The 22,077-nt window shown below is 50.7% G+C and carries 23 protein-coding genes; 7 read left to right on the forward strand and 16 right to left on the reverse strand.

The genetic code is table 11. The features are described 5' to 3' along the window. Positions 1-2: 2 nt before the first annotated feature. The 7 genes from ACFSB2_RS19625 to ACFSB2_RS19655 all read right to left on the reverse strand — a co-directional run bounded on the left by ACFSB2_RS19625 (position 3) and on the right by ACFSB2_RS19655 (position 7,210). Positions 3-908, reverse strand: a complete 906-nt coding sequence (locus tag ACFSB2_RS19625) for a Gfo/Idh/MocA family protein (protein ID WP_377944792.1) — start codon at positions 906-908, stop codon at positions 3-5. A gap of 173 nt (positions 909-1,081) precedes the next feature. Continuing rightward, a complete protein-coding gene (locus ACFSB2_RS19630; RefSeq protein ID WP_377944793.1) occupies positions 1,082-2,152 on the reverse strand; it encodes a Gfo/Idh/MocA family protein in 1,071 nt (356 codons plus the stop codon). A 38-nt stretch (positions 2,153-2,190) separates the two neighbouring features. Further along, positions 2,191-2,958 (reverse strand): alpha/beta hydrolase, encoded by a 768-nt coding sequence (locus tag ACFSB2_RS19635; protein ID WP_377944794.1) that lies wholly within the window; start codon positions 2,956-2,958, stop codon positions 2,191-2,193. 38 nt (positions 2,959-2,996) lie between these two features. After that, positions 2,997-3,902 carry an RraA family protein gene (locus tag ACFSB2_RS19640; RefSeq protein WP_377944795.1) on the reverse strand — a complete coding sequence of 302 codons (906 nt, stop codon included), beginning with the start codon at positions 3,900-3,902 and terminating at the stop codon, positions 2,997-2,999. 69 nt (positions 3,903-3,971) lie between these two features. Continuing rightward, on the reverse strand, positions 3,972-5,351 hold the full coding sequence (locus ACFSB2_RS19645; protein WP_377944796.1) for a mandelate racemase/muconate lactonizing enzyme family protein: 1,380 nt from the start codon (positions 5,349-5,351) through the stop codon (positions 3,972-3,974). Between the two features lie 99 nt (positions 5,352-5,450). Next, positions 5,451-5,651 carry a CDGSH iron-sulfur domain-containing protein gene (locus ACFSB2_RS19650; RefSeq protein WP_377944797.1) on the reverse strand — a complete coding sequence of 67 codons (201 nt, stop codon included), beginning with the start codon at positions 5,649-5,651 and terminating at the stop codon, positions 5,451-5,453. A gap of 272 nt (positions 5,652-5,923) precedes the next feature. Then, a complete protein-coding gene (locus ACFSB2_RS19655) occupies positions 5,924-7,210 on the reverse strand; it encodes a beta propeller repeat protein (RefSeq protein ID WP_377944798.1) in 1,287 nt (428 codons plus the stop codon). 332 nt (positions 7,211-7,542) lie between these two features. Here ACFSB2_RS19655 and ACFSB2_RS19660 point away from each other — a divergent pair, with 332 nt between their 5' ends. The 4 genes from ACFSB2_RS19660 to ACFSB2_RS19675 all read left to right on the forward strand — a co-directional run bounded on the left by ACFSB2_RS19660 (position 7,543) and on the right by ACFSB2_RS19675 (position 11,333). Further along, a complete protein-coding gene (locus tag ACFSB2_RS19660) occupies positions 7,543-8,406 on the forward strand; it encodes an EcsC family protein (RefSeq protein WP_377944799.1) in 864 nt (287 codons plus the stop codon). A gap of 261 nt (positions 8,407-8,667) precedes the next feature. Then, positions 8,668-9,465: a sulfite exporter TauE/SafE family protein gene (locus tag ACFSB2_RS19665; RefSeq protein ID WP_377944800.1), complete on the forward strand. Its 798-nt coding sequence runs from the start codon at positions 8,668-8,670 to the stop codon at positions 9,463-9,465. A gap of 62 nt (positions 9,466-9,527) precedes the next feature. After that, positions 9,528-10,043, forward strand: coding sequence for a GNAT family N-acetyltransferase (locus ACFSB2_RS19670; protein WP_377944801.1), 516 nt, complete (start codon positions 9,528-9,530; stop codon positions 10,041-10,043). Positions 10,044-10,142: 99 nt separating this feature from the next. Continuing rightward, a complete protein-coding gene (locus tag ACFSB2_RS19675; RefSeq protein WP_377944802.1) occupies positions 10,143-11,333 on the forward strand; it encodes a cation:proton antiporter in 1,191 nt (396 codons plus the stop codon). Between the two features lie 32 nt (positions 11,334-11,365). Here the strand turns inward: ACFSB2_RS19675 and ACFSB2_RS19680 are convergent, their stop codons facing one another. The 5 genes from ACFSB2_RS19680 to ACFSB2_RS19700 form a co-directional block, all read right to left on the reverse strand. Then, on the reverse strand, positions 11,366-12,253 hold the full coding sequence (locus ACFSB2_RS19680; RefSeq protein WP_377944803.1) for a metal ABC transporter permease: 888 nt from the start codon (positions 12,251-12,253) through the stop codon (positions 11,366-11,368). Between the two features lie 2 nt (positions 12,254-12,255). After that, positions 12,256-13,149 carry a metal ABC transporter permease gene (locus tag ACFSB2_RS19685; protein WP_377944804.1) on the reverse strand — a complete coding sequence of 298 codons (894 nt, stop codon included), beginning with the start codon at positions 13,147-13,149 and terminating at the stop codon, positions 12,256-12,258. After that, the gene (locus ACFSB2_RS19690; RefSeq protein WP_377944805.1) at positions 13,146-13,985 is read right to left on the reverse strand and encodes a metal ABC transporter ATP-binding protein; all 840 of its coding nucleotides are present in this window, start codon (positions 13,983-13,985) and stop codon (positions 13,146-13,148) included. The genes ACFSB2_RS19685 and ACFSB2_RS19690 overlap by 4 nt, the downstream gene beginning before the upstream one ends. Next, positions 13,985-14,938, reverse strand: coding sequence for a metal ABC transporter solute-binding protein, Zn/Mn family (locus tag ACFSB2_RS19695; protein ID WP_377944806.1), 954 nt, complete (start codon positions 14,936-14,938; stop codon positions 13,985-13,987). Before ACFSB2_RS19695 ends, ACFSB2_RS19690 begins: the two co-directional genes overlap by 1 nt. Positions 14,939-15,108: 170 nt before the next feature. Beyond that, positions 15,109-15,831 carry a HoxN/HupN/NixA family nickel/cobalt transporter gene (locus ACFSB2_RS19700; protein ID WP_377944807.1) on the reverse strand — a complete coding sequence of 241 codons (723 nt, stop codon included), beginning with the start codon at positions 15,829-15,831 and terminating at the stop codon, positions 15,109-15,111. A gap of 203 nt (positions 15,832-16,034) precedes the next feature. On the opposite strand from ACFSB2_RS19700, the gene ACFSB2_RS19705 reads away from it, so the two are divergent. From ACFSB2_RS19705 to ACFSB2_RS19715, 3 genes are all read left to right on the forward strand, one after another. Next, positions 16,035-17,270 carry a GTP-binding protein gene (locus ACFSB2_RS19705; RefSeq protein ID WP_377944809.1) on the forward strand — a complete coding sequence of 412 codons (1,236 nt, stop codon included), beginning with the start codon at positions 16,035-16,037 and terminating at the stop codon, positions 17,268-17,270. Further along, entirely contained in the window at positions 17,248-17,529 is a 282-nt protein-coding gene (locus ACFSB2_RS19710) for a CobW family GTP-binding protein (protein WP_377944810.1), read from the forward strand. Before ACFSB2_RS19705 ends, ACFSB2_RS19710 begins: the two co-directional genes overlap by 23 nt. A 169-nt stretch (positions 17,530-17,698) precedes the next feature. Beyond that, complete coding sequence (locus ACFSB2_RS19715; protein ID WP_377944811.1) at positions 17,699-18,127, forward strand: Fur family transcriptional regulator; 429 nt, start codon at positions 17,699-17,701, stop codon at positions 18,125-18,127. 93 nt (positions 18,128-18,220) lie between these two features. On the opposite strand, the gene ACFSB2_RS19720 is transcribed toward ACFSB2_RS19715, so the two are convergent. From ACFSB2_RS19720 to ACFSB2_RS19735, 4 genes are all read right to left on the reverse strand, one after another. After that, entirely contained in the window at positions 18,221-18,445 is a 225-nt protein-coding gene (locus ACFSB2_RS19720) for a hypothetical protein (protein ID WP_377944813.1), read from the reverse strand. 135 nt (positions 18,446-18,580) lie between these two features. Then, positions 18,581-19,231, reverse strand: coding sequence for an MBL fold metallo-hydrolase (locus ACFSB2_RS19725; protein WP_377944814.1), 651 nt, complete (start codon positions 19,229-19,231; stop codon positions 18,581-18,583). 100 nt (positions 19,232-19,331) lie between these two features. Next, positions 19,332-19,781 (reverse strand): D-aminoacyl-tRNA deacylase, encoded by a 450-nt coding sequence (gene dtd, locus ACFSB2_RS19730; RefSeq protein ID WP_377944816.1) that lies wholly within the window; start codon positions 19,779-19,781, stop codon positions 19,332-19,334. Between the two features lie 111 nt (positions 19,782-19,892). Then, on the reverse strand, positions 19,893-22,064 hold the full coding sequence (locus ACFSB2_RS19735) for a RelA/SpoT family protein (protein WP_377944817.1): 2,172 nt from the start codon (positions 22,062-22,064) through the stop codon (positions 19,893-19,895). Positions 22,065-22,077 lie beyond the last annotated feature (13 nt).

Raw genomic sequence — 22,077 nt, forward strand, 5'->3', positions numbered from 1 at the left:
GATCATAAATTAATTGCTAAGCCCGTTCGTCGGCTCTCGTTCGCACATTCGATAAAACGGACGATACGTTCAGTATCAGCGATATCACAGGGTGATTTCCCACTTACAAACATAGCGAGAATATTTTCTAACATACTGGCGTAGAAAGGTTTTTCACAAGCTGAGATATCGACGTAATGGGTTCCTTGTTCGCAATGAATCAGTGTCCCAAATTTCTGGTTCCCTTTCCGATTTCCCCGCACAGTACCGATTTGACCGTTTGCCCATTCCCCAACGACCATGTCATAGTCGACATTCGTGACCGTCCTGACGCGTACGCACTCCTTGCCAAGTACCGTGAACAACACTTCAACGCAGTGGATACCATACCAAAACAATCCTGGCTGCGTTTCCTCGATACGCATGGGTCCATACGTATCGCAACCGAGAATACCACCATCTTGATGATCACTTAGAGATGATGTCAACGCCTCCGAATAACGCAATGCTGAACAACTCATCAACGGCGTTCCATGCGCATCGGCGAGTCGGATCATTTCCATCGCCTCATTTGAGCAGAGCGCAAAGGGTTTATCTATAAATACGGGTTTCTGAAAGCGAACAACCTCTTGAAATTGCTGTAAATGAACTCTGCCATCCACAGATTCCAGGAGAATCGCATCACATTGCTCCGCAAGTTCGGTCAAATCGTGCACAATTTTCACGCCGTAATGTTCCCGTAATTCATCAGTGATGGGACCGACCCGCGAACGGCTCAACTCAAAATCGGCAGACCCTCCTGGGTATGCAGCAACAACAACTCCACCCGGCACATGGTACGGATGCGCTTTATTGTGCAGTAACTCGGTAAACGCGGTAGCATGAGATGTATCTAAACCAATCATTCCGATTTTGCACAGCGAAGTCATCATCAATCCTCCTACTGTTAAATGCACGAATGACCGTGCTCACTTATCTACCTTGAAAATAAAGTCGATACTCTGGTGCTGTGCCATCCGCGATGCTCCGATTAACTGGCATTTTCATGGTTCCGCCGGTGCAGGCTGCATCACGCATGGCGGTCTACCAAAATCAACGTCTTTTACATTGAAAAACGAGGATTCTGTCGATAGCATTCCTCCATGACGGCAATCTGCTGTCGGACTTCTTGTGGCGTCACTTGCAGCGGTACGCCTTTGGTCAATGTGTCATATAACATGTTGTAAAACACTTCAGACATTGAACTGAACGGATCGCTTGACAGGGCATCAGAAACATTCCATTCTTCTTGCTTCCACACCAAATCCTCGCTGCAATAAGCGGGCGATCCATCATCATTCTGTAACGGTGTGGTTGTCAATTGGTGCTCCTGTGACTGACTGGGATCGAAATACTTCCACTCTAGATGGGACGTATTGCCCGTCAGTCCGCCATGCTCACCTTGTACTTGGTAGGTGAATAATGGATAGGCTGAACACGATGATATTTCCACATCAATCGTTGGCCGCCCCTCACCGTAAAGAACAAGTTTGACGTAATCTTCCGCATCACCGTATGAATTGACACTATCCATTCTGCAAAATACTGCTGGCATCTGGTCTGTGCCAAACAACTGCAATGCTTGGTCAACGGGGTGTGGCCCTGTATTCAATAAACTCCCACCGTTCATCGACTTCAAGGTTTGCCAATCCCAGCGACGAGCAAATCCACTGAATGAAATGCTCACTTGAACAATCCGACCAAGCACACCAGAGGCAATGATCTTTCTCATCTGAACAAAAGCTGGTGAGAAGCGAGATTGCTGATAAATGGCCAATGTCCGTCCTGATTTCTTGGACGCTTCAATCAATGAATCGACCTCACTTGCGAATCGTACCACTGGTTTTTCCGACAGTACATGATATCCAGCATTCAGAAATTCCAAAGTCACGGGCACATGCAAGTAACTGGGGAGTGCATTGACAATCAGATCAATGTCTTTTCTCTGGAATAAATCCCGATAGTCATCATAGGACGAGCAGTGATATTCCTGCTCTGCTCGCCGCCTTCGCTCCGCCAAATCGTCCATGACCGCAACGATTTTATACTTATCCGTCATTTTACTTAATGATTGCCCATGAATACTGTAGCCGCTCCGTCCTTGACCGAGTATGGCAACGCTAATGTGAGACACCGAATTCACTCCCATCCATTTGCTTTAGCGACACGCTTTTACGCCTGCAGCGGCAGCCAGGCTAACACATCTTGAATCTTCTTGTCCCAGTAGCCCCATTCGTGTGTACCTGGTTCCTCTTCGTACGTGAAGTCCAGATTTGTCTGACGGCAAGCATCGCGAAACAGCACATTGTCCTCATAGAGAAAGTCTTCTGTGCCACAACATTGATACAACTTCGGTTTCGAACCGTCTGCGGCATCACACTGTTTCAACAGCCAAAACAGGTCATTTTCCGTCCCCGCGACCTCAGTGTCGCCAAAGGCGAGAAAGTGATCTCGATTTCTGTCGGTTCGCTTTTTGGCCCGGTTGACGCCACCAGATAAACTGGCCGCTGCAGCAAACTGATCGGGTTTGCGTAGTGCCCATTTCATGGCGCCATAACCTCCCATGGACAAACCGGCGACAAAGTTGTCCTCACGCCTGTCTGACAATGGGAAGAACGAACGGGCAATCTGCGGAAGCTCCTCGCTTAAAAACGTCCAGTAGCGATTGCCATATACCATGTCTGTGTATGCGCTGCGGTGTACTTGCGGCATGACCACAGCCAGGCCAAGCGGCGCCACATAGCGTTCTATCGATGTGCGGCGCACCCAGATGGTGTCATCGTCCGACATCCCGTGCAGCAAATAGAGGGTCTTGCGCTTCTCTCCGGACTTCTGATTTTGCATGCCGATTTGCGTCGTCGTCTGCTGTGGCAAAATCACGGTCATGGAGGTGCTCAACCCCAAAACGTCAGAAAAAAAGTGACAGTTGATGAGTGCCATGTCATCCAATCCTTTCAAAGGTAATGCTCTATCTCCCGTTATACGCGAACATCGCTGTTTGGTCCACGCTCGTCCCTTTGACGCGCCTCGTTTAATTCATCATCCCATGTCAAATGCCGATAGCTTGCGGCGCTGTCTTCGTTTTGAAACCACTGCAAGAAGTCTTGCCAAAGCGCCAAACTCCACGATGCGTCGATTTGCGCCGTCGTATAGACGCCCTCTTTCAAACGGACAAAGCCAAAAATATCCTGCACCTGCGACTTCTCCGCGTTCACCACGGTCAATTCTGCCAAGTGCGCGGGGACAAAAATCACACCGGCCGGCGTGCCCAGAACGACATCCCCCGGCAGGCAGACGGCGCGGCCAATACGTGTAGGGCCGTTCATGCCCACCAGCGTCACGTCCCCAATCGCCGTCGGATCGCTCCCGCGATAAAACACATTGATGTTTTCGATCTCGACGACTTGTTGCGTGTCGCGAATGCCGCCCCAAATCACCGCGCCACCGCGTTTTGTGCGTGTGGCGATGGCCGTCGAAAGATTCCCGCCGACAAATGTCCCCTCGTACACCTTGTCAAACATATCGACCACGACCACGTCATCTTCCTCCAGTGAATCAATCACCCACTGGTTGAAAAACCCTTTGCGCCCTTCTTGCTCGTGTCCGTATTGCAGTAGGGTTTCGTGCAAATCCGGCCGCTTCGGCACCATAACGGCCGTCACCGCCCGCCCGACAATTACCTTGTCGGGATGAATGATTTTCAAATCGCCCTCGAATTGATACCGATACCCTCGTTGCCAGAGCGGCCCCCACGCTTCCTCCAACGTGATTTTTTGCATCCTGCGAAGAATGTCTGTCGGCACCTTTGGACGGCCGTTTGGAAATCGCTCACCTTGCCACAACGGTGTGATTTGGCGAATATCTTCAGCATCGTCAAACTTCATACGCGCACCTCGCTTTGATATCAATCATGGCCTAAGTAACTTCGTCAATCTGATAATGAGTGAACTCTGCTAACTCCACAGTCGATCATTCGACCAGTAATGGTTCCAGCTATCCGTCGGTTCCCACAGGCCAGGGATGTCAGGATGGATATGCTGGGCTATGACTTCGTCGTTCAATGCCTCAATGCCAAGCCCCGGCGCGTCCGGCACAGTGATGAATCCATTTTGCACGAGCGGCTTGGGCAGACGGCTGACGATGATGTCATCCCACCAGTCCACGTCCACTGAATGATATTCCAAGGCCAGAAAGTTTTCCGTCGCCGCAGCGGCATGCACGGCGGCCAGACAGGCAATCGGACTCTCGGCCATGTGAATCGCCATAGCGACCCCATGTTCTTGAGCGAGATCGCCAATTTTCTTGGTCTCCAAAATGCCGCCGGATGTGAGCACATCTGGATGAATCACAGATACGCCGCGCGCTTCCAACAGCGGCCTGAAATTTTCCTTTAGATAAATGTCCTCCCCTGTACAAATCGGCGTCGAGACCGAATTGGCCAACCGCACATATTGATCCGTGTACTGCCAGGGAATCATATCTTCCATCCAGGCCAGATTGAATTTGTCGATCCGCCTACCAAGCTTGATACAGTTTTCCAGTCCGATGTGACCGAAGTGATCGATGGCGAGCGGCACTTCATAGCCGATGACATCCCGCACGTCAGCGACGTACTGTTCCAGCATGTCGAGTCCCTTTTCCGTGACATGCGTGTGCGTAAATGGATGGGCGATGTTCTGATGGTCATACTGGCGGTTGCGCAGGTAACGCACCTCATCTTCCGAAAGGTTTTTCCGGTTGCGCCAAGCCTTGGACAACGCTTTCATTTCCTCCAAAAACCCGATGGGCGCGCTCAACGTGCCAGGATGGTCAATGATTTGATTGATGCCGAGATCCATCTTCAGAAAGGTGAACCCTTTTTCCATCCGTTTTTTCAGGGCCTCACCCATGGCGGCGCCGGTATCTTTCCCTGCGACGTCCGTATCGCAGTACATACGGATCTTATCGCGAAATTTGCCACCCAGCATTTGATAGATAGGAATGTTATACGCCTTGCCTGCCAAATCCCACAAAGCGATCTCCAAGCCGCTGACACCGCCACCCTGACGGGCGTGACCGCCAAATTGTTTGATCCGTCGAAACAGTTTGTCGATATTGCAAGGATTTTCACCGAGCAGACGGCTTTTCAACATCTGCGCGTACACTTTATCGGCGCCGTCGCGCACTTCGCCGAAGCCGATAAGCCCTTGGTTGGTATAGACTTTTATCAAGCTACAGTGCATCGGCGCGCCGTAAATATCCGCAAAACGGATGTCTGTAATGCGCAAATCCGCAGGGCTTGAAAACGTATTCACATGATTCAACGCGCTTTCATAGGTCTCACAGTTTGACATCATGGAAGCTCCTTTTGAAATTGGACGAATTTCAACGAGATGTTTTAAGTAGCGTAAAGAGATTCAGGAGAAAAATGCGCTATTCCCTATGCCACCAGTCTATTTTGCTCGGCTCGCATCCTGAAATCCTTGCTTTCCATGCGTTCCGTCGCAAAAAGGTTTGTTGCTCGACAATCCACATCGGCACAGATAGAATTTTTCTTTGTGCTGAAATTCATTTCCATCTGCATCAATTAATTTGACTGTTCCTTCAACTTTGTACGGACCATTGTCATTGACGCGAATTGTGATATCTGACATTTACAATCCCTCCACAATTTTTCGATTTCATCGTGCTTGTCCATCCTATTCCTTATTTTTAACCGAGATGCTCTATTTTTATAGAACCATACCGTTCGACCAACTACAATGGGCAAATGCGACTTTGTTCAAACGCGCCAATATCCGCTTCCTCGAAAGCGAACATTGGACTGTTACTCTACGTATAAATCATAGACGCATTGTGCTACGCCATCCGCGCTGCCTGACGTTCACGATGTATACGGATGTAAAACGCATTCACCCATGGCGATCTACGATTGAACAACTGACCAACTCGATCCCTCATCATCTGTGTGCAACAATTGCGTCTTCCTGTAGTCCTGCGACTGCAAGAGAACAAAGCCACTTAAATCCGATACGAAGTCAAGCGCCAACACGCGCGGATAACTGTGCAATGTGGTCTCTAAACCGGGGGCATGTATCGTTTTCCAACTGGTTCCAGAATCGCGCGTCATCACCAAACGTGCGTCACTGATACTCCATCCGTAGTCCGGCGTGGCGAAAAACACAGGCTGCCCCGTATAATCGGCCATGGCATCATTGAGTTCATTGACGATTTGCCCGGTGAAATGCACCCCTCTGTCGCGAGAGCGAAAAACCACGGTCTTCACAGGCGATTGCGCTCCTGTACGCGTATATCTGACGACGAATGTCCCTTCCTGCTCAAGGATGACCGGCGTGTACACGCGGGCAGCTTTATACCCGTCGAGCTCGCTTGGCGCGGCCAAGTTTCTCATTCTCCATGTGGCTCCGCCATCAGCCGTGGCGTACAATCTCAACTTCCCATCTGTCGCAGTGGCAAGCAACCAGCCGTCTTTTGGATTAGTGAAACGTACGACAGCTTGTGCGCTGGCTGGCAATCCGGCGTCCGTCGCCCCAGCTGTGACATGCTGACTTGTCGCCTTGGTCGCTGCGTTCGTCAGGTGATATAACAGGTGGGTCGCCGCATCTTGCCCACTACCCCGCAGTAAAATCCATCCATCCGTATCGCCTAACAAATTGACGCTTTCTATGCGCAAACCATTCGTGGCAAGCGGCAATCGCTTTGTTGAAAAGTGGCTTCCCCCATCTGCCGAATGCAACGCGATGAGTTGGTGCCCAGAAACCGCAAACATATATACCGTTGTCTCATCGAGTATTTGCACGTTGGGATTGATCAATTGGCCATTGCCTGGTGTCATCTGCGCAAGCGTCAACGTCATCGGCAGTGCGACACTGTTCCAATTCTGGCCGCCGTCTTCCGTCCGCTCCATAGCGAAATGACCGTTGAGAAAGCCCCAACGATAGCCAATCTCATTGCTTGCCATATCAATTGTGTACCAAGAATTGCTGCGTTCAAGCGAATTCAACCGGACAGTCGCCGGGATGCCCGGGTGCTCCGGTTTATGCAGCATCCATCCAGATGTCGATGTCTTTTTCGATGACGTCATGGATTTGGAAACGAGTGCGCCTGTTTGGTTGTTTGCCGTACCACATCCAGTTGCACCCATGAAAATAGCAAGTGCCATCCCGGTTGCGAATGAACGCGAAAGCCGCATACCATGACCTCCTGTTCTGCAAATAAAATCGAACACCCACGTAGTGCCATCCACCGTACGCACCATCCGCGCTGCCATTGATGCATTCATGGCCCAACTGGTCATTGCGGAACAATGACAATGACTGTACACAAACCAGAGTGTTTATCTGTCTGACAATTAGCTTGTCTGTTGCAGTCGATTCCATACATGGCAAAGAAGTGTGAGCAATGGTCAGGGTTTTTGGAATACTACAAGTCCTGTTATGAGTTTTGTATTTGAGGATTTGTTCTGCATTTTGATAGAATATTCGTATGATGACTAGAAGAATAGAAGACGACATGTCGATTCTAATGACGGAACAAGATATGCAAGATCTACAATGTGCCGCAAGAATCTTAGAGTTTCCAACTTTTACAGCTCAAGTATCCAAGGTGATTGGAAAACCCGCCGAATTGACATTGAAATCACTTCCGGCTCCTGTGAAGAGCAAGGTTGGAGAATATACACAAGCCTGCTTTGAAGCTGCATTTAGAGTGGTTCTATTGACAGTGGATACGAAAAAACGGTTTAAAAAGGCCAGCAATCTCTTACACAAAGGTTTAGTCGTCGCAACAGGGGCAACTGGAGGTTTTTTCGGCGGCGCCACTATGGCAGCCGAACTATCTTTGTCTACAGGCATCATGATGCGTTCGATCGCGGAAGTTGCACGTGAAGAAGGAGAAGACCTTACCGCAGTCGAGTCCCGTTTGGCTTGTATTGCTGTGCTTGGCTTGGATACGTCGAACATTACAGGGACAGAGAAGATTGATACCAGCAGGTATTTTTTGATTAGACGTGCTATGGCGGATGAGCTTACAACAGCAGCAGAATATCTCGCTTCGAACACGGTAACGGATGAGACCGCCCCAATCGTCGCAAAGTTTTTGAATAAGATAGCTGAACGATTTGGCATTCAATTGACGGAAAAAATGGTTGCTGAGCTTGTACCCGTCATCGGAGCAGTCACAGCAGCTAGCCTTAATTATTTATTTATAGCTCATTTCCAACGTATTGCGCGTGGACACTTTATGATTCGGAGACTTGAGCGCGTGTATGGCAAAGAACGAATTAAAATCGAGTACGAAGCAGCTTTGGCTCGCATGAAAGATCAGTCCCCGAACGATGATATCGTGGATGTTGAACGGGAAGTAGCCGCGACCAATGAGGACGGGTAGGGTCTGTCCAAGTCCACAAAAAGGAACTCAGGTAGTTAACACTGCATGTTTTTCTCGTCTTGGTCCATGCATCTCATTTCTAAATTTCGATCACGCCCAATCCGTGCTTGTCACTCCCTTTCCTCCCCCCTATAAGTAATGGAATGACAATGTTGTATCACTTCCAAAGTTGTATTCGAAGGGTATCTCAAAAGAGGTCTTTCGGCAAAACATGGTTCCGCGAAATAGAACTGTTTGTCACAGTCAGCGATGCAAGTTAAAATGAACAAGTTCAGCGGAAAGGCCGGATCATATTTGTTACATACACATCTCACCACTTGGATAATACTTGCAATCTGTGGATTTCTATCAGGATTTATCGATTCAACTGTCGGAGGTGGCGGTCTAGTCTCTCTGCCTGCACTCTTACTTGTCGGCTTGCCTCCTGCAGCAGCACTCGGCACCAATAAACTGGCTGGCACGCTGTCAGCGCTGACAAGCACACTGTCCTACCTGCGTTCGGGCAAAGTCACTTATAGACTCATCGCGCCTGCATTTCCACTCGGCGTCATCGGTGCCGTCGTTGGTGCAATTGTCGTACACCATTTGCCATCGACTTTCTTGCGCCCGCTCGTCCTCGGTTTGTTGGTCGTGGTTGCTGGCTACACACTGTGGAACAAGAAGCTCGGGCTGAATACCGAACGACCGGACTTAACCTCGCGCACGTTCATATGGACCTGCCTTGCAGCGCTTGTCGTCGGGTTTTACGACGGTTTTTTCGGACCAGGCACAGGTTCGTTTTTGATGATGATTTTTGTCCTCTTAGGGTTCAATTTTGTCAATGCCAGCGGCAATGCGCGCACATTAAATTTCGCCAGCAATCTAGGCGCCTTGACAGCGTTTCTTTTCCTGCGCGCGGTACATTACGAGGATGGGCTCGTGCTCGGCGCCTGTATGGTCATCGGTGCGCTCGTTGGCTCCCAGTTCGCCATTCGCAAAGGCGCGCGCTATGTTCGGCCAATTTTCATTTTGGTCACTTGCGTTGTCATCGTACAGCAAATTTATACGCTGTTATCCTGACGAAAATGGACATTTGTGTTTAGCTTGAGTAAGCAAAATCGGTTGCAAAGGAGGGATAGTGCATGTTGGAGACACCTCGGCTTTTGTTCCGGCCCTATACATGGGATGACTTTCAATTCTACGTGGACTTATGGCAAGACCCAGATGTCGTTCGCCACATCGGCGACGGTCAGGTGCGGTCGAAAACATCCCTCAAAACCAACTATCCCTACTGGTTGGCGAAATCGGCGCTGGGACGTGGTGTGTTGCTGATGGTCCACAAAGCGACACAGCGGCCGATTGGACATGCCGGTCTCGTACCGCAAGAGGTTGCCGGATCTATGGAACTAGAAGTCGGCTACTGGTTGGCTAAACGCTACTGGGGGCACGGGTTTGCGACAGAAGCGGCAAGTTTGTTTCGCGATATAGGATTCACAGCGTTCAAGCGTGATCGACTGATAAGCATCATCCAGCCCGCGAACGGAGCCTCCATTCACGTGGCAGAGAAAATTGGCATGCAGTTTGAACAATGCACACAGTTTCATCAACAGCTCGTTCATATTTATAGCATGATACAGAATCACGACGCAGTAGACTGACAAAACAGTTCCTACGCCTAACTTCCAAATGAACATGTACACTTTTGTGCTAGTGTCCTCCCGCAAAACATATGTTTGATCAGCGGGGGGTGTACCAAAATGAGTGATACGTTATTTGTTTTTCTGCTGGTCCTAGCGGCGTCGTTTGTGTTCAGTACCCTCCTTTCCCGGATTCCACTTTTACGTGTTCCCTCCACAGTCGGTTACCTGATATTTGGCATGCTTCTGCAGATACATATGTTTCATTTGACGAGTGAAGAAACCAACTGGATGAACCATTTAGCTGACTTCGGCCTGCTGTTCTTGATGTATGTATCTGGCATGGAAGTGGACGTGCACCAGTTGCGGCCGAGCAAGTGGAAAGAAAATGGACAATCTGTTCTGCCGATGGGCCTCTCGATTTTCTGCATGACGTTGCTCGTCAGTTTTGGCATCTCCCTGTTGCTGTGTCATTTCACACCCCCGCGAACCAATCCGTATATGCTCGCACTGCTGTTCTCTACCACTTCACTCGGCGTCATTTTGCCGATTTTGGAGGAGGCGAAACTGCTCCATCAATCGTTTGGCCAATCCCTCTTGGTCAGCGCTTTGATCGCCGATTTTTTGACGATGCTCCTGTTGTCGATGTTCATCAGCAGCCAAACATCGGGCAGTTGGACGCAAGTGCTGCTCACATTGGCCATCGTGCCCTTCGCCTGTATCATTTACATCGTTTTGCGATCCGTCCAGCGCTCGCCCTGGTTGCGCCGTTTCGCTGGCGATGTGCAAATCCGCATCCGGGCCATCATCGCCTTGCTTGCGGTCACCGCGGCTTTGGCGGACTTCACAGGCGCTGAACCGATTTTGGGCAGTTTTCTCGTGGGGATGTTGGTTTCAGCGCTGCCTTTCTCGTTCAAGGAGAAACTGCGCGACTACAGCCATGGCATTGGCTACGGTTTTTTCATTCCATTGTTTTTCATCTCTGTTGGATTAGACTTTGACTTTCATTCACTGCGGTCAACCGAGGCCATCATTTGGATACCGGCGTTGATTGCGGTGGCGTTCGTGGTGAAAATTGTGCCTGCGCTGCACATGGTGCGCCACTTTGGTTGGCGGCAGGCGCTGGCCGGGGGGTTTTTGCTGTCAGCCCGCTTGAGTTTGATTGCCGCTGCAGCGCAAATTGGTGTGCAAATTGGCGCATTGCCGCAGACATTTGCTGACGCCATCATTCTCGTAGCCATTTTCACGAGCATGGTGGCGCCCATCCTATTTGTTTCGCTGACGCCGCGCGCCATGCGCGAGCAACACTGAACCCCTTGCTCGGCCGCGCCTGAAAAAGCGGCTTATTCCTTGCTAAAGGCGTGATCTAACGCCACAGACGACTCCCCATCTGCACGCAGCGAGCGATGTTCCCTGCGGTGAGTCGCCACACGCACGACACCGTAAAGCACCGCGGTGATGGTAGAGACGAAGAACCCAATTGGCCAACTGGTGTCATAACCCATTATGAGTGCGATCCAGACGGTCAAAACGGAGATGGTGACAGAACAAATGAGCGCGTTGATTGGTCGATGTGTCAAATAGCGCGCTGTTGCAGCTGGCCCCACCATCAAGCTGAACGAGAGCAACGCGCCGACCACAGGCACTGTGACAGCGGTCACCAAACCGACAACCACCAAAAAGGCCATTTCCAAACGATCGCTTTTGACGCCGCGCGCTTCGGCGCTGTCTTTCATAACGGATGTAAACAACAGCGGTCGGTAAAGAAAACCGAGGATGAGTACGCACAGGATGCCAAGCAGCGCTGTTTGCACCACTTGATTGATACTGACGCCGACCAACTGACCAAATAGCAACGCATAAGCGCCGATGGCATAATTGTTGTTCAAAGTGAGAAACAATGCGCCGCTACCCAATGCCGCCACCAAAGTCAACGCCGTGACGACGTCGTGTCGGCCGCTTTTGCCCAAAAAACCGATGCTGAGCGCACCCGCGACCGCAAATACAATCAATCCGACAATCGCATTCATGTCCAGAAGAACGGCGCCAGCCGCACCAGCAAAGCCCGCCTTTGGCAGAACGTGCGCCACGAAGGACGAACTGCGCAAAATCACAAAAAAACCGGTCAAACCAGCGAGTATTGCAACAATGGTTCCACTCAGAAACGCGTGGAACATAAACGGCAACGTAAACAGTTCACTTGGAAAAATCAATTGCCATGCCTGTCCCATCGTTACGCCACCCCTTTGTGCACAGACAAACTTCCCTTTGCCTGCTGTGAAGGCCAAAAACGAGACAGCAGATAAAACAAGAGAATGAGAAAGGCGACAAAGAAACTGACTGGCCAGCCCCGATGTGCTGGCGGCCAAAGATAACTGTCATAAGCGAGCACGATACCAAGACAAGTGGCGAAAGCGCCGATGGCAGCCGAGAGCAATGAAGCCACGCCAATTCTCTGCGTCAGCCGGATGGCTGTCGCTGAAGGACCGATAATCAGCGCAGTGCTGAGCAACGAACCAATGATAATGGATCCGTCCTCTACGGCAATCACCAGCAAAATCATAAACAGAATACTGACAATACGCACGGAAATGCCGCGTGTCTGCGCAATTTCCGGGTTCACCGAACAAAGCAAAAGTGGTCGATAAATCAAGAGCAAGACCAGCAATGAGACCAGACCAGTGATGATGACAACGGGAACCACACCCGGGTCTATCACAAAAATAGAACCGAACAAGACCAGCATTGGCGCATTGGCATTACTGGTGAAGTGTGCGTCAAAGTACAGAAAAAGCGCGCCTAATCCCATGGCGAATGAAAGAATAATACCGGTGGCAATATCGCGATTGCGCGCTCTGTCCCCTAGCAATTCGACACCAACACCAGCAAGAACGCCAAACGATATAAAACCGTACCATGCATTGATGCCGACCAAAAAAGAACCCGAAGCGCCTGCAGCGCCGATATCTGTCAGCACGTGCCCGACAAATGACTGACCGCGCACGACGACAAACACGCCAATCACACCGGAGATGACCGCGACGACAACACCGATAAGCAACGCGTGAACCACTTCACTGCTTTGAAACATCCCAGGGGCAAATATGTAGTGAAAGAGCGAGTTCACAGGTTGCTCACATCCTCGTGACCGTCACAATGAGACCCACCGGTCAAATCCATGACACCACCATCAGTATCCTGACCGCTCACAACAAGAACTCGTCCGCGCACACGCAAGACCTCAACATCGTACCCATATAGCTGGGATAAAACTTCACTTTGAATCACGTCGTCAACCGTCCCCATCGCCGCATGCCCTTCTGCCAAATACAAGACTTTATCCATGCTGCTCAGAAGCGGATTCATATCATGTGCGACAAGGATGACCGCAATGCCCCGCGCTTTGCTGATATCCGCCACCAAGCGGACAACTTCATGTGCGCTGCGGATATCCAGATTTGACAATGGCTCATCCAAAAGCAGAATTTGAGGATCTGTCAAGAGCGCCTGCGCGATTAAGAGACGCTGTTGCTCACCACCAGATAATTTGCCGACGGGCGCATCCGCGAACCGTAGCGCATCGACTGCGCTTAACACTTCATCGATTTTCTTTTTGCGCGAGCGGCTTGGCAGAGGCACGCCCCAACGATGGCCATCCAGCCCAAGGCCGACCAAATCCCGTCCGCGTAGCGGCGTATCGGGATCTAGATGGATTTTTTGCGGAACATAACCGATGGCGCGGTTGCTTTTGCGCACAGGTTTCCCGTTGACGCTGACCTGTCCATGATTCGGGGACAAGAGGCCCAGAATCACGCGCAAAAGCGTCGTTTTGCCAGCCCCGTTCGGGCCAATCAGGCCGACAAATTCACCAGCCTTTATCTCCACATGGATGCGTTCTAATACCGTACGATTGCCGAAGCGAACCCCAATTTGATTCAACTCAAGCACGTTATCTTTTTGCATTACGAAATCGTCTCCGTTGATTTTCCATTTTCAAGCGCATTCTCAAGCGCCTTTGCTTCAGCTTCCATCCAACTTTGATAAGTATGGCTCAGCGGCATCGTTTCATATACCCCGACAACAGGGATATCATCCTTTTTGGCCAGACTTAAAAACTTTTTCGTCACGTCGGTGATTGCCTGCTGATTGTACAAAAATACCTTGATCTTGTGGTCGTTAAACAGTTCTTCCTGAGTTTTTACATCCTGCGGTGATGGGTCCACGCCATTCATAATCGCAGCCTGGAATGACCAAGGGGTTTTGATATCCATGCCAGAGGCTTGCAGGAAGTAATCTGCGACAGGCTCTGTCACAGCCACGCCTGTATTCGGAAATTTCGACTTCAAAGTAGCCAATTCCTGTTTCCAAGGTTTTAAAGAGTCATCAAATTTCTTTACGTTCGCATTAAAGTACGATTTCTCGCTGGGATCCTGCTTGGCCAATTCATTCGCAATCAGTTGCGCCACTTTGGGCATCGTATTCGGCTGATACCACAAATGTGGATTCTTTGTATTCTTGCCGTAGTGTAAAGCATCGGCAACATTGATGACCGCGCGGTTTGAATTCGGAGCAGAAGACTCCAGATTTCCCATGAAATCATCATATCCAACGCCGTTCTGCACAATGAGCGTCGCGGCGCCGACGACAGCAGCATCTTTGGTGCTCGCCTCGTAATCGTGCGGATCTGTGCTTGGGTTGCTCATAATCGCTGTAACAGAAACGTACTTGCCGCCAATTTGCTGAATGACGTTCGCATATTCGTTTTCTGCTCCGACTGCCTTAATCACCTTTGCACTTGCAGAGTGGGAGGCATTCGTAGATTGATTGTTGCCTCCGCTTGTGCCACATCCTGCCACAAGCGCGGCGACCATCGTGACGGAGGCAATGGCTGCTGTATTTCCGAAGCGGTTCTGCATATTCTTATTTCTCCCCTTGTCTTTAGTGAACGGCTCAAATTGCACGCTTCGGATAATATCAGAATGATTTCGATTTGTAAATAGTAAGCATTACGATTTTTGCAAGAGAGAATGAATGGTCGATCACGGCCATGCTGTAAACATCAAGGGTGGTGATACCGAATGCCTCGCTAGAATATGTGTTCAAACGCGCCGTACAGGACAAAGCAGCCTAGCCCGAAAACGAGAAAAGAAGACACTGTCGCCAACATGTCGGCAATCCGCCAATGCTCAAGCCGTTTGATAGAATCCCCGGTCTGCACTACAATCATGCCGATTGTGCACATGGTCAGCGCCATCCCTGCCGAAAACGCGACAACCAAACCCAAGCCAAGCTGTATTTGATGCATGCCGATGGCAGCGACCAGAATGGCCAAGGCGCTGGGACATGGAATGAGTCCTGTAAAGAAGCCCACCATGCACAAACGATACATCGAGTTAGGCGCCTCGTCGCCGTGATCGTCATGATGATGAAAGAGATGGTGGTGGTGATGGTGGGCCTCGCTGGCCCCAGACGCGTCGCCAATTTTCCTGACAACCACCACTTGTGGACGAAACCGGTAATAGAGCATACGCGCGCCCATGAGGGTCACAATTGTGCCCGAACAAAGTTCAATCAGGAAAATCAACTGCTGAGGCGCCCACGTGTTCACAGATAAAGTGCTCACCAGAGCCAGCAACAAAATGGACAGTGTGTGAGATGCAGCCGAAATCACGCCCAACAAGAGCGCATCCTTCGTCTTGCCCCGATTGGAAATGAGATAAGCGGAAAGAATCCCCTTGCCGTGTCCCGGTTCCAATGAATGCAGCGCGCCCAATCCCATGGCGGCCGGAATTGCGTAAATGAGTTGCATGAATGTCCCTCCTTCTCGCTTGTCTGTAATCCATATGCGAGAAGAAAGGGTACATGCAGACAAATCGTAATTATTATGATTTACACCACCCGACGTCAGTGGTATAATCCAAAGCGTTCGTAAATCGCAATAATAACGAATTAAAAAATGGACATCCCTCTCAAATCTTGATTGGCAGTTCTGTCCGGTATAGGAGTGCAGAGATGAACGACAACACAATTCCCGTGACCGTCTTGAGCGGTTACCTCGGCGCAGGCAAAACGACGGTGTTGAACCACCTTTTGCACAACCAGCAGGGTATGCGCATTGCCCTCATCGTCAATGACATGAGCGAAATCAACGTCGATGCAAATCTCATCAAACGAAACGACAGCTTTTCGCGAACAGAAGAACAGTTGGTGGAAATGACAAATGGCTGTATCTGCTGCACACTGCGCGAAGATCTCATTCAAGAAGTGCGCAACCTGGCGCTGAAAGGACGCTTCGATTATATTCTCATCGAATCCTCCGGCATCAGTGAACCCATTCCTGTGGCGCAGACTTTTACTTATGTAGATGAAGAGCTAGACATCAACCTGGGAACGTTCTGCCATCTGGATTGCATGGTCACCGTGGTGGATGCCCACCGTTTCTGGCATGACTTCTCGTCTGGCGAAAGCCTTGTCGACAGAAAACAAGGCATTGATGAAACAGATGCCAGAGAAGTGGTGGACTTGTTGATCGATCAAATCGAGTTCTGTGACGTGCTGTTGTTGAACAAATGTGATTTGGTCGCCGCAGAAGATTTGGCGCAGTTGGAAAAAATCTTGCAAAAATTGCAACCGGAAGCCCAAATCATTCGAACCACCCATGGTCGTGTCGATGCGCGGGAACTGCTCAACACCAACCGATTTGATTTTGAAAAGGCAAGCATGTCGGCTGGCTGGCTGCGAGAACTGCAACTTGCAAAGCACACGCCGGAAACCGAGGAATACGGGATTGGCTCTTTCGTCTATCGCCGAACACTGCCATTCCATCCCGAGCGGCTGGCGCAATGGTTGGAAAATTGGCCAGCTGAAATTGTCCGAGCCAAAGGCATGATGTGGTTGGCCACCCGCAATGACCAGGCCATTCTGTTCAGTCAAGCCGGCTCCTCCATTCAAATTGGCATTTCCGGTTACTGGGTTGCCTCATTTCCAGAAGAAGAACAGGCCGCTATTTTTTCCGAGGAACCTGAATGGGCAGCAACACTTGATCCTGTATGGGGGGACCGCATCAATGAAGTTGTGTTCATTGGCATCGACATGGACCAGTCCACACTTGCAAAGACATTGGATGATTGTTTGCTGACGCCCGAAGAGATGGCGTTGGATTGGGCAAGCTTTCCGGACCCGCTACCCGTTGTGGAAGATTGGGATTTCGATGAAGACGAAGAGGATGAAGAAGACATGGCTCAATAAAGTAGACTTAGTCACCCCTTCCAAGTTGGATGATTTGACGCAGCGGCTACGTGCCATGAACCCATACGCAAAAATTTATCAGACGCAGAAATCACAAATTGAAATTGACAAAGTGCTTGGCGTCCATGCCTTTGACATTGAAAAGAAACTGGAGATTGACCCACACTATTTGGAAGAAGAAACGCACGATCACGATGATGCCGTCAGTTCCAGCGTATTGCGGGAAACGAAGCCGCTTGATATGACAGGCCTTCTTTAAAGAAGGATTTTCGCAGTGTGTCGTTGATGAAACCCGTTCTTTTTGAACTCGTTTCTCCTTGCCTGTTGGCCCTGTGATTTGTCAATCTACGAAGTCTGCGAGATAATGGTCACAATCAGAGGTGACGGATAGATTGCCACACGTGATGCTTGCGAAAGGAGACGATTGAATGGAGGTCACCACAGAAGCCATTTTGCACAAACTCAAACGCGCTGGTCTCAAATTCACGGGAAAACGACAGGAAACAGTCGATTTTTTCGTGCAAAATAAAGATAAATATATGTCTGCCAAAGAAGTGTACGAACACCTCAAAGAGATATATCCCAATATCAGCTATGACACCATTTATCGCACATTGGCCACATTGCTTGAAAACAATGTCATTGAGCACATGGAGTTCAGCGATGACGCAGCGAAATATCGCCTGATGTGTCACGAGCATCATCACCACCATCTGGTGTGTGTCGGCTGTGGGGCCACATTCCCCATTGACGATTGCCCGATGAATGGCCTCAACGACAGGATTAAAGATTTTAAGGTGATTAACCATCGTTTTGAAGTGTACGGATATTGTCCAAAATGTCTCGCTGCCTCTTAACATCAGCTGGGGAAAAGGGGCCCTTTTACGTGGCCCCGCTCACCATGCTCCTCTTTAACAGACGCCAGAACGGCGCGTCTACATGCCAAACATTCATTTGTGGTGCATCGCTTTAAACTGATTGACGGCACCGCACTCCGGGCACTGTACTTGAATGGCCAATTCGACGTGATCGTCCTTTTCACCGGTGACCGAGATGGTCGCGTCTATCTCGTTGCCATGCGCAATCGTCAAACTGCCAAAGATGTTGCCTGTCCACGGCATGGTGTGCCCACAGGCAAAACAAGTGTGCGATGAATGAAGTTCGTGGTTGACCATACCTTTCTCCCCCTAACCTGAAAATAAAGTCGATACATTTGACGCTTCTGTATTATGAAGAGACATCGCTCCGCTTAGGTTGGGCGACAAACGACAAACCCATACAAAAAAAGACCGCGACATCTCATCGCGGTCTTACACGCCACCTCGTGCAACAATCCGAAGAAAACGATTGTGTTCTCGCTCGCGCGCAAGCGTTGAACAATCCCCGTGACCCGGATAGAGTACAAGCTCGTCTGGCCAATCCAAAATGCGCACAAGTGACTGTTCCATAGCCGCCGCATCACCATGCGCTAAATCCGTGCGGCCAATCGTGCTTTTGAAAATCGTATCGCCCGTAAATGCGACATCTTTTCCGACAAGACAGACCCCACCAGGCGAATGTCCCGGCGTATGCCAAATGCGAAACGCCTCCTCACCCAACTGGACCACATCCCCCTCGCGGTAGGGGATGTCAGGAGGGTTGAGTGGCCCCGTCTCTTGCCCCGTCCAGGCGTGGTAGCTGTTTGGCACTTCGTCCCAGACTGGTTGATCTTCCGGGTGCAGATATGCGGGACAATGATACCGATTGCGCAGCAGGTCCACACCGACGACGTGATCGTAATGGGCGTGTGTATTCCAGTTGGCGATGACTTGAAAACCATGCGCATCGATATAGGAGAAGATTTCATCCAGTGCTGTATCCCCAGGGTCTACGACGACTGCGCGCGCGCCCTTGTCCATGGACTCGGACAACACGTAACAGTTCGCTTGAATGGAATTGACCACAAAACGGCGGATCTCCATTTACATTTCTCACCATCCTCGTCGAGTCGCTTCATTGTTCACTGAGCCAAAGTGGGGCTGTTTTCCCTTTATGACGGCTTGGCCAATTAGAGAAGCGCAATTAAAATTGCTTGCTGCTGTCCAAAAGGATAGTGACGGGCCCATCATTGACTAGATGCACATCCATCGTCGCCCGAAAGACACCCGTTTCAACCTGCAGTCCATACCCCCGCAAGCACGCGTTGAATGCGTCATACAGACGCGTCGCCGCTTCCGGTGGCGCTGCCTTTGCATAACTTGGCCGCCGCCCTTTACGGACATCCCCGTAGAGGGTGAACTGGCTGACAGAGAGAACTGCACCGCCTGCCGCGCACACATCGAGATTCATTTTGCCATCCTCGTCTGCAAAGATGCGCAAATGAGCCACTTTTTCCGCGAGATACGCTGCATCCGCCTCCGTATCTTCACTGCCGACACCAACCAGTAAAACGAGCCCGCGCTCAATTTGCCCCGTGATCTCGCCAGCCACTTCGACGCGCGCTGGACCGCTTCGCTGTACCACAACCCGCACCAAACTTCCCTCCTAAAGCCCACTGAAGCTCAAATCGAACCATCGCTATCTTCATCCGACAATGCTGCACCTAGCTGTTGCGCTTGCGCACGTCAGCAGAACCAGGCCGACCTACTGCACAATGCGACGAACGCTGTAGATGTCCTTTAGCCGCTTGAGTCGTTCCACAACGCTGCGCAGATGATCCAAATTGCGAATGCGCACGCTCATGTGAATGTGGGCGATCCGTTTGCCATCTGCCCGCGCATTGACCGCCGTGATGTCCGTCTTTGTCTCGGCGACGGCGTTTAACACTTCATTGACCAGGCCATTCCTATCTAACGCCGTCACTTCGATTTCCGCGTTGTACGACCAATCCTTGTTTGTCGCCCACTCCACTTCCAACATCCGCGTTCCATCTGCCGACAGCGAGGCGACGTTGGCGCAATTGCGCCGATGCACCGAAACGCCGCGTCCGCGCGTGACGAAGCCGACGATGTCGTCCCCAGGGACTGGATGACAACAGCGCGCAAAGCGGATCAACAGATTGTCCACACCGCGCACACGAATCCCCGTCTCCGTCGGCTTCTGCTGTGTTTTCGCCGTCAAAGACACAGAATCGACTGGTTTATTGTCCTCATGCGCCTTCTTCTGGGCCTCCAGCAGCCGTGTCACCACTTGCGCCGCGCTGATGCCGCCATAGCCCAAAGCGGCGTACAAGTCCTCTTCTTTGGCAAAGTTGAACTTTTGTAAAGCTTCGTTCATCCATGGCGCACTCATCAGTTGCTTCGGTTCCAGGCGTTGGCGAACCAGTTCCTTCTCCAGCGATTCCCGCCCGCGTGTCACGTTCTCTTCGCGTTTCTCGCGCTTGAACCACTGGCGAATCTTGCTTTTTGCCTGCGAGGACTGCACGATTTTCAACCAATCGCGGCTAGGGCCGTAACTGTGTTTGGACGTGACGACCTCGACAATATCCCCGGTGCGCAGGCGATAGTCGAGTGGCACCATTTTGCTGTTCACCTTCGCGCCAATACAGCGGTTGCCGATGGCCGTGTGAATGCGGTAGGCAAAATCAATCGGCACAGACCCCGCTGGCAGTTCAATCACATCGCCTTTCGGCGTAAAGACGAAAACCTGATCTGAAAACAGGTCAATTTTGAGCGTTTCCATAAACTCTTGGGCGTCGCGAAAATCCTGCTGCCACTCCAGCACTTCTCGGAACCACGCCAACTTTTTCGCAAAGTCGCCCTCGGCCTTTTGGCCCGGCCCTTCTTTGTACACCCAGTGGGCCGCGATTCCGTATTCGGCGGTCTGGTGCATTTCCCACGTGCGGATTTGGATCTCCAACGGCTCCCCGTTCGGTCCAATGACCGTCGTGTGCAAGCTCTGGTACATGTTCGCCTTCGGCATGGCGATGTAATCCTTAAAGCGTCCAGGCATTGGTTTCCACATCGTGTGCACAACCCCGAGCACCCCATAGCAGTCCTTGATGCTTTCGACCGTCACCCGAATGGCAAACAAATCATAGATTTCATTGAATTCTTTGTGCTGTGTCGTCATTTTGCGATATATGCTGTAGATATGTTTTGCCCGGCCAGAAACCTCGGCCTTTAAATTGAGATCCTTGAGCTTGTCGCGCAACAGATCCATCACGCCATCAATAAAGCTCTCTCGCTCTTGGCGCTTGCGCGCCATCAGGTTGACAATGCGATAATATTGTTGCGGATTGAGGTAACGCAGAGAGATGTCTTCCAGTTCCCATTTGATGGTGTTAATGCCAAGTCGGTGGGCGAGCGGCGCAAAAATCTCCAGTGTTTCGCGCGCTTTGCGGCGTTGTTTTTCCGGGGTTTGATAACGCAGGGTGCGCATGTTATGCAGTCGATCCGCCAGTTTGATGATGAGCACGCGAATGTCCTTGGCCATGGCCATAAACATTTTGCGCAAATTCTCGGCCTGCTGCTCTTCACGCGAATCGAATTTGATTCGTTTCAATTTCGTCACACCATCGACTAACGCGGCGACCTCTGAGCCAAAGTTTTGCACCAATTCGGCATCCGTAACTGTCGTATCCTCGACCACATCGTGCAACAAGCCCGCGATGACCGCCGTGGCATCCAATTTCAGGTTGGCCAAAATCAGCGCCACCGCTAGCGGATGGGTGATGTACGGTTCGCCTGACATCCGCTGCTGTTCGCTGTGCGAACGTTCGGCAAACGTATATGCGCGCCGCACACTGGCTACGTCCGCCGCATCACAATACGATGCCATACGCGTGCACAGTGCCTCAATTGTAATTTCGGACATATCAATACACCCC

It is taken from the genome of Alicyclobacillus fodiniaquatilis (assembly GCF_042678105.1).
Taxonomy (GTDB): domain Bacteria; phylum Bacillota; class Bacilli; order Alicyclobacillales; family Alicyclobacillaceae; genus Alicyclobacillus; species Alicyclobacillus fodiniaquatilis.

Excerpts from the sequence above, each read along its gene's own strand:
- ACFSB2_RS19640 (WP_377944795.1), bottom strand. The coding sequence starts at position 3,902 with ATGAAGTTTGACGATGCTGAAGATATTCGCCAAATCACACCGTTGTGG.
- ACFSB2_RS19660 (WP_377944799.1), top strand. The coding sequence starts at position 7,543 with ATGACGGAACAAGATATGCAAGATCTACAATGTGCCGCAAGAATCTTA.
- ACFSB2_RS19635 (WP_377944794.1), bottom strand. The coding sequence starts at position 2,958 with ATGGCACTCATCAACTGTCACTTTTTTTCTGACGTTTTGGGGTTGAGC.
- ACFSB2_RS19735 (WP_377944817.1), bottom strand. The coding sequence starts at position 22,064 with ATGTCCGAAATTACAATTGAGGCACTGTGCACGCGTATGGCATCGTAT.
- ACFSB2_RS19650 (WP_377944797.1), bottom strand. The coding sequence starts at position 5,651 with ATGTCAGATATCACAATTCGCGTCAATGACAATGGTCCGTACAAAGTT.
- ACFSB2_RS19655 (WP_377944798.1), bottom strand. The coding sequence starts at position 7,210 with ATGCGGCTTTCGCGTTCATTCGCAACCGGGATGGCACTTGCTATTTTC.
- ACFSB2_RS19705 (WP_377944809.1), top strand. The coding sequence starts at position 16,035 with ATGAACGACAACACAATTCCCGTGACCGTCTTGAGCGGTTACCTCGGC.
- ACFSB2_RS19715 (WP_377944811.1), top strand. The coding sequence starts at position 17,699 with ATGGAGGTCACCACAGAAGCCATTTTGCACAAACTCAAACGCGCTGGT.
- ACFSB2_RS19680 (WP_377944803.1), bottom strand. The coding sequence starts at position 12,253 with ATGGGACAGGCATGGCAATTGATTTTTCCAAGTGAACTGTTTACGTTG.
- ACFSB2_RS19625 (WP_377944792.1), bottom strand. The coding sequence starts at position 908 with ATGACTTCGCTGTGCAAAATCGGAATGATTGGTTTAGATACATCTCAT.
- ACFSB2_RS19645 (WP_377944796.1), bottom strand. The coding sequence starts at position 5,351 with ATGTCAAACTGTGAGACCTATGAAAGCGCGTTGAATCATGTGAATACG.
- ACFSB2_RS19725 (WP_377944814.1), bottom strand. The coding sequence starts at position 19,231 with ATGGAGATCCGCCGTTTTGTGGTCAATTCCATTCAAGCGAACTGTTAC.
- ACFSB2_RS19670 (WP_377944801.1), top strand. The coding sequence starts at position 9,528 with ATGTTGGAGACACCTCGGCTTTTGTTCCGGCCCTATACATGGGATGAC.
- ACFSB2_RS19700 (WP_377944807.1), bottom strand. The coding sequence starts at position 15,831 with ATGCAACTCATTTACGCAATTCCGGCCGCCATGGGATTGGGCGCGCTG.
- ACFSB2_RS19695 (WP_377944806.1), bottom strand. The coding sequence starts at position 14,938 with ATGCAGAACCGCTTCGGAAATACAGCAGCCATTGCCTCCGTCACGATG.
- ACFSB2_RS19675 (WP_377944802.1), top strand. The coding sequence starts at position 10,143 with ATGAGTGATACGTTATTTGTTTTTCTGCTGGTCCTAGCGGCGTCGTTT.
- ACFSB2_RS19690 (WP_377944805.1), bottom strand. The coding sequence starts at position 13,985 with ATGCAAAAAGATAACGTGCTTGAGTTGAATCAAATTGGGGTTCGCTTC.
- ACFSB2_RS19720 (WP_377944813.1), bottom strand. The coding sequence starts at position 18,445 with ATGGTCAACCACGAACTTCATTCATCGCACACTTGTTTTGCCTGTGGG.
- ACFSB2_RS19710 (WP_377944810.1), top strand. The coding sequence starts at position 17,248 with ATGAAGAAGACATGGCTCAATAAAGTAGACTTAGTCACCCCTTCCAAG.
- ACFSB2_RS19665 (WP_377944800.1), top strand. The coding sequence starts at position 8,668 with ATGAACAAGTTCAGCGGAAAGGCCGGATCATATTTGTTACATACACAT.